We start from the raw sequence: 6859 nt of genomic DNA on the forward strand, positions 1-6859 counted from the left end.
GGCACAACCAGTACCGGATCAAGAAACCCGGCGAGCCGGCCAGCGTCCGTCACGCCGACCCGCCCACCGTCCGGCTCTACCCGATCCAGCCCCGCGCCGCATGATCAACTTAGGCTAAGTGGCATTGGACCAGGGCCTCCCCGTCCGCACCCGAGATCCAACAAGGTCCCTCCTGCAGCCACCCGTGAGAGGTGGAGCCTCATCGAGCGAAGGAGGTCCAGCGTTATGAATGAGTACGGCTCGATGCCGCTTGGCAGGCGCGCGTCGAGAGTTTGATTAAAGAGGTCGCCAGCCGCGGGCGACGCAAGGTAGGAAGCGTATCCCCGGTCGAATTCCGCCTGCAAGCGGGCAACTGCCTCACGCACGACTGACCCGGTAAGACCCGAGGTACATGACGTCCAGGTCCGAATCAGTAAGGCAGCGGAGTGCGTCATCGATGGTCTCAGCGATCGGCTCTCCCTTGATGTTCAGCGAGGTGTTTATGCACAGGGGGGCCCCCGTACGCTTCTCCAACAACTCGAGCGTGGCGTACAACAACTCGTCGCTCCGGTCAACGGTTTGCACACGGCAGCTACCATCGACATGCACGACACTCGGAACGGCTTCACGCTTCTCGAGACGTACCTGACTCACGAGCATCATATGAGGGCTGTCCGCATCCCACTCGAACCAGTCAGCCATGCGGTCCCGCAGCACGATGGCCGCGAACGGTCGAAAGCGCTCCCGGAACTTGACTCGACGGTTCAGTTCGTCCTTGGCCCAAGGCAGCGTCGCATTCGCGAGGATGCTGCGATTGCCCAGAGCTCGGGGCCCGAACTCACTACGTCCTCGAAAGAGTCCGACGAAGAGTCCATCCGCGATGTCGGTTGCTAGGGAGTCGGCGAGGTTAGCCACCTGAACAGCGTGAAGTCCCACGCGGGAAAGATGGGCAACTAGCCCTGCATCCACGGGGTACTCCCCACCCAAGAACTCCTGCGTCGCAGACAGATCGGGCCAGTTGCCAGTTAGGTGCCAATAGCCGAAAGCACCGGCGCCGACCGACACACCGCTGTCGCCCGCTGCAGGCGCCAAGTGCAGTTGCTCGAAGATGCCAGCCCGCTGCAACTTGCCATTAACGACGGAGTTGAGTGCCACACCGCCCGTGAAGCAGAGTAGGTCGCTGTCGGTGCGCGACCTGAGACTGTCAGCAAGGTGGAACAGCGCCCGCTCCAACTCATCCTGAACCTTCGCGGCGATTGTACGAGCAGCCTCGTGGTCTTCCAGGTTATCCCTCGCCGCGGGGGGAACCGCATCGAAGTGCAAGTTCCAGTAGGTATCCGGAAAGTGAAGCGATCCCCCCTCAAGCGTCTCAACCAGACGGAGCGCAGACGCGTCTGGGTCACCGTACGGAGCCAAGCCCATGACCTTGCCAGCGTGCATCCAGCCGCCGAATATCATCTGGGAGGCCAGCGAGAACATGTGTCCTAGACTTGGGAAGTGGAAACATCCGTCGTCCTCCCACTCCCCCCAATCCTTGATCAGGAGGTCGACGCTCCCATCGGCTCGGAAGTCATAGGCACTCAGTGCTTCCCAGTGGCTCGGGTTCGAAGGCGGATCCCCTAAAAGGGTCGCCGGAGTCGCCGACTGATGTGACGCATAAGAACCACCTGATCCATCCGCTACAAGAATCGCCTTAGCACCACCTCCGTGCGAGGCGGCCGCGTAGGCGGCATGCAAGAGGTGATGAGAAGGCGACACGAACCACGGCACGTGCCGCGCCGCCGGGAGCATGGCCTGCAGGGTCACCAAGCCGTTGAAGGTCTCACCTCCATTGATGACGACGCAATCTAGGCCGTCACCGTCAGAGCCCAGATTGGACATGCGCAGGACGGCCTGAATGCTTAAGACAGGAAGCCCGGCGTAATATTTTTGCCGATTGAGTCGTTCTTCGCTGATGGCCGCCAAGACAGCGGAACCAGTTACGACTGCTGCTGAGGCGTCATGGGCAGCGTTGATACCGAGGATAGTTGGTCCTGTGGTGGTCGCCTTCACCTGCTACTCCTGTCTGGCCGTACACGGCGCTTCACCGACTGCATGGAGGACCAGTTCGTATGTCCGCGCTCGACTAGCAGGCGCCGCACCCGGTCATGTTCAGCCGAAGCGTCATAGTCATGTGCGACGGGTGCAAGATGTCGCATGCGTACCGCATCGACGATCCCCAACGTTGCGCGAGTGTCAGCCCACAGGAGCTCCACCCCCCAGCCCATCCCCCACCCTTCTGGAAGAGGGAACACCAGGCCTCGTCCAAGCCGACTTAGCGCAACGAGTGGACCGGCCTCGACGAAGGTCGTGAGGCGATATGTACATCCCTCCTCGGCGATAGTGATGGGATGACTCCAATTGCTCATGCGGTCGTGTGCCGGCTGGGCGATATCCAACGCCCCGGCGTTCATAATTTCCAGCAGGGCAGCAATGTTTCCCCGCGTTAAGCGGACGTCATCGTCGCAGATCACCAGGAAATCCAGGTCGGCCGGCATCTGGGCATGTATTCTATTGAGGTGGGCTAACCGCCCGCCTGGCCCCGAACCGAGCGTGGAGGCCGCGGCGTGCACTGGACTTGCGTCAAGCGCCCAGAAGCACGCTGAGGTGAATGAGAAGGACGCCTTCACGGCTGCGAGGTTCGCATAGTGTTGTGAGCGGTAGACGCCAATCAGGCCAACCTTGAGGTCAGTCACCCGCGCACTTCCTTGCCATCCCCTGTCCGCGGAATAACTGTGCCTTCGACTAGCCAGGCAGGCAGGTCGAACCTCCGAACCGAACTTGGAAGGAGTCGCCATCCGTCCGCAGTAAATCGCGGCACACGCAGCACGCCGGTAACGCGGCGCCCGTTCGGTTGTATCACCAGGCTTGCAGGTTCAGCATGCAGGACTCGCTGCACCAAGTCGGCAGACCATAGACGGCCGCTGAATGAGCACTCGATGCGGACTTTGTCCGTCACGCGTCCCAACCTTCGGTTCCATGAGCTGCTGGCTGCGTCCGGGTCCGCATAGTGCAAGAAATGCAGTTCAATGTCGTCGTCAAGGCGCCCAATCGGATACAGGGGCAGACGGCCTTCATTGCGGGACGCGTTCACCGCTCGGTAGCGCCTTTGTGCGTGGAACGATAGCGCCGCACCCAGAAAGTGATCTAGGCGCTCAATCATCCGCGTATAGCAGGGCGGCAAGATGAACAGCCCGATGAAGGGACTCCGATATTCCAAGCCCAGGTAACGGTAGGCTGCGGCCCCCCAGCAATTGTCGGAGACGATGCTGACTGCCCGGCGCCCTAAGAGTCCTTGCGCCTGGAGGACAGCGATGTCTTGAGCCCGGAGCGTCTGGAGCCACGGACGTGGCTGAGCTAGCTCGTCTCGTCCTACCACGGCGGGGACTCCCTTCGCGGGCGGGTGAACCCATCATCGTTGGGAGCGGCGGCTGTTTGCGGCTGCTCGTGGGATCGCTAGCGAGCTTGGCGATGCCGTTCATCACTGAGACGCAAGAAGGCGCCCCACTCCCTCCCACATCTCAGATCGCGTGTAGTGCTTGAGGACGTGCTCGCGCGCAAGGGCGGCCTTGTCCTTCAGGTTGACACTTGCGATCAGGGACATCACCTGTTCGGCGAGAGACCGTGGTTGCCCAGGAGCAAAGAGGCATCCCAGGCGACCCCCATCAAGCAATTCTGGGTTGCTCGCCGTTTTGGCCGCAATCACCGGGGTGGCCGTGACTAACGCCTCAAGGAGTGCGAAACTGGCGCCTTCAGCCGTCGACGGGTGCACATATGCGTCGACACACTTGAGCAGCTCGCGAACATCCGAGCGCTGACCCAGAAAGTGCACTCGTTCAGCGAGGCCAAGTTCGACCGAGAGAGCCTCGAGCCGGGGCCGGTCATAGCCGGTTCCGGCTATGTATAGGTGAACGATCGCGGGCAGGAGGGTGAGGGCCCGGATTGCGGTCTCATGCCCTTTCCATTTTACGAGTCGGCCGACAGACAGCAGTGCGTATATGTTGTCGCGGCCAAGCAGAAAGTCTCGGCGGGCGCGTCTAATGTCGCCTGTGAACGCAGGTTCTCCGTCTTCGACTCCGTTGAGGACGACCTGCACGTCGCCAGACTTAAGGCCGTACATCGAGCGCATCTGCTCCGCATTCTGCTGTGAGACGCAGACCCATTTGACACCTCGTCGCAGAAGGGCAGAGGCAGTTGCGCGGTGCACCGGTGACCGGTGAAACGTTTCGTGGCATAGCTGCCAGACCGCGACTACGTGCGTCACCTCGGCCAGCGAAACCAGCAGGTCTAGTGGCTCAGGGCCGTCGGGCTCTGGCACCGGAAGAGGCAGGCAGATAACAGCTGCCGTAGCGCCCTTGGCGAGAGAAGCCAGCCTCGGGGCAGGCTCAGTCATGAAGTCAATCGACCCGACTTGGAGTCCGTCGCATTCAACTAGCGTGATGAACGTCGGCTGATTGGCGGAGTGAACGACGAGGGAAGTTCGGCGTCCGCTTGCGGCCAGCGCCTTCGCCAAGCCGGCGGCGTAAAGCTCACACCCGCCGAACGTGAGGCCAGGCGCGACCACCAGTACCGGGTCGGTTTCGTTCCTATCATCAGCGTAGGTCATTGAGCCCATTAGCGCCTGCCTGTTCGAAGAAGTAGTCGATAAGGCCCGTCGGGCATTTAAGGCCTAGCCGCAAGGGTGCGTCGGCGTCCGGTCGCGCCACGGGGTTGCATCGAAGGCCGTCGATGGCTTCGGCAAGGGCGCACTCGTCTCCGGAGGGGAAGACCCGCACCCATTCTTCGTGTCTCAGCTGATCATTGAGGTGCTCATCATGGTCGCTGATCAGGAGCGGAACTCCATAATTTGCCGCATCTAAGACTAGGCCACTTTCCTTGAGCACCCCTGGTCGGCGACTGACAATCGTCGCGGAGGCGAGGGCGTACAGCTCTCGCAATTCTCGTTGATTGAGTGGTCGGTCGATCGCCTTGATTTTTCGGCCGTCGTCGCGCAGCCTAAGCCTGTTCATCGCGGGGATGTCTAGCGGCGTCCCGGCGACTATGAGGGTTGCTGGGGTTTCAGCGCTCGCGACGGCGCGAAGAACGACATGCGAATTCTTGGCGCGCCACCATCCTCCGAGAAGCAAGAGGACGACTGCATCCTTTTCGACGTTCCACCGGCGGCGAGCCGACTCGCGTTCTGCTTCGGATAACCTGCGGGCGGCGCGAAACGGTGCAAAGGGTTGCACTAGGGCTGTGTAACCGTCGGCCTGCTTCAGTCCGGCCGCGACGCCAGCAGTGGGGGCAATATAGGTCACGCCGTGGGGACGGTCGTTTCCCAGTCGTCGTATCGCACCGCGAGGTAGGGCGGACTCCGCGTCATGAACGAATCGGAGGTGCTCAATCCCGGTGAGTCGGTATAGGGCCGCTCCTATCGCAGGGTGGGCCGTCAGGACCACGACACAGCGGTTCACCGCGGTCTCCGTGGTGCGTGACGCAAGAGTCCGCAGAGCCTCGAACTCGCGCAAGGCACTCAGAACTTCACACATGACGCCAGCGAGCATGCCGTTCGCCTGCCGGCTCAGAAATCGATCCGCAGCCTGTTGCAGCCGAGGCCATCGTCCCAGCGTCTCAACCCGTGCGCCCAAACTGCGTAGGCGCTGAGCGTACGCGGTTCCACCTGCTGGCGTGACGAAAACGGTCACGCCCGTTGACGAGGGCGTTCCGAGCACGAGGTCCTCGACGGTGTCCCGCCAATGACCGTTCGGCCATGAGATGTACGGCTCGATCAGGACAAGCTGTCGTTCAGCGCGCACAGGCCCTCCCCTCGCTCTTACCTACAGGGATGGGGGTCAGTGCGCAACATCTCAGCCGCTGCTAGCGACTGACGCGGATGGTTGGATGGGGCTTTGTTGGGGACCAGCTGCCTCCCGGCGCTGTTCCGCATGCGCGCTCAGACCCGCACCGCCCCGCACTAGCTGCTCCCGGGTGCACCCTGAGCGCAGCGGCGTGGGGTTTGGGGCTGCGCAGTTCGAGCCGTGCACCGGCCTGTCTTGTTGAAACTCCACCGGCGCATCGCTTAGGCGGTGTTCTGGGTCTGCTAGAGGGTCATGTAGACGGAGCGCCACTCGCAAGTTCGATGCCCTTATACCAGGGTCGGGTAGCCGGGGGCATTGCAGCCCCCGGCTCCCACAGATCCCGGCGTGACAGTCTCCCGTCACCGGGCTCTTGTCATCCTTATCGCCAGGCGCTGGTGACCCAGGCCCAGTGCCGGAACAGCCGCGGCTGGCTGGCAGCCAGCTCGGCGAGTTTCCGGTGCGCGGCTCGGGTGCGATCCAGCCGTCGGTACTTGTTGCGGATCCAGCGCACCAGGTAGGCGTTGATGCGCGCCAGGAGCGGAGACAGCTTGGAGCGGTAGAACCGCCCGTAGTACTGCATCCACCCCGCAACGATCGGGTTGATCGCGCGGGCCAGCTCGTCGAGGGTGTGGAAGATCCGGCGGTGCAGCCGCCAGCGGCGGACGACCCGGCCGATCTTCTTCAGGGCCTGCGGGCTGATCGCGGGCAGGAAGGCCAGGAACTGCTTGCCCTGGCGGTCCCTACTCGGGCGCGGGCAGAACATGAACCCGAGGAAGGTGAACGACACGACCGGGAACCGGCCGCGACGCTTGCCGTCCTTGCAGTACACGATCTTGGTCTTGTCCGGGTGAACGGCCATGCCCAGATCGCGTAGCCGCTGAACCGTCCTGGAACCGATGGAGGGTGGCGATCAGGCCACCTCACGGCGTGAGGCGATGGAACTAGCATACTCCATTTCCTTCTCGATGGGCGGCATGTTGCCGATCGAGGAATGGAGTCTTTCG

The 6859-nt window shown here is 62.3% G+C and carries 5 protein-coding genes; all 5 read right to left on the bottom strand.

The window, feature by feature from the left end:
• Positions 1 to 357: 357 nt before the first annotated feature.
• Positions 358 to 2031, bottom strand: coding sequence for a carbamoyltransferase C-terminal domain-containing protein (locus E4P41_RS20665; RefSeq protein WP_135143090.1), 1674 nt, complete (start codon positions 2029 to 2031; stop codon positions 358 to 360).
• Positions 2028 to 2714: a hypothetical protein gene (locus E4P41_RS20670; protein WP_135143091.1), complete on the bottom strand. Its 687-nt coding sequence runs from the start codon at positions 2712 to 2714 to the stop codon at positions 2028 to 2030. Before E4P41_RS20670 ends, E4P41_RS20665 begins: the two co-directional genes overlap by 4 nt.
• Positions 2715 to 3499: 785 nt before the next feature.
• Positions 3500 to 4624, bottom strand: a complete 1125-nt coding sequence (locus tag E4P41_RS20680; protein WP_167761207.1) for a glycosyltransferase — start codon at positions 4622 to 4624, stop codon at positions 3500 to 3502.
• Positions 4611 to 5315, bottom strand: a complete 705-nt coding sequence (locus tag E4P41_RS20685; RefSeq protein WP_135143094.1) for a hypothetical protein — start codon at positions 5313 to 5315, stop codon at positions 4611 to 4613. The genes E4P41_RS20680 and E4P41_RS20685 overlap by 14 nt, the downstream gene beginning before the upstream one ends.
• Before the next feature lie 919 nt (positions 5316 to 6234).
• Positions 6235 to 6714: a group II intron maturase-specific domain-containing protein gene (locus E4P41_RS20690; protein WP_209307837.1), complete on the bottom strand. Its 480-nt coding sequence runs from the start codon at positions 6712 to 6714 to the stop codon at positions 6235 to 6237.
• Positions 6715 to 6859: the final 145 nt, after the last annotated feature.

This window comes from Geodermatophilus sp. DF01-2 (genome assembly GCF_004571065.1).
Lineage (GTDB): Bacteria > Actinomycetota > Actinomycetes > Mycobacteriales > Geodermatophilaceae > Geodermatophilus.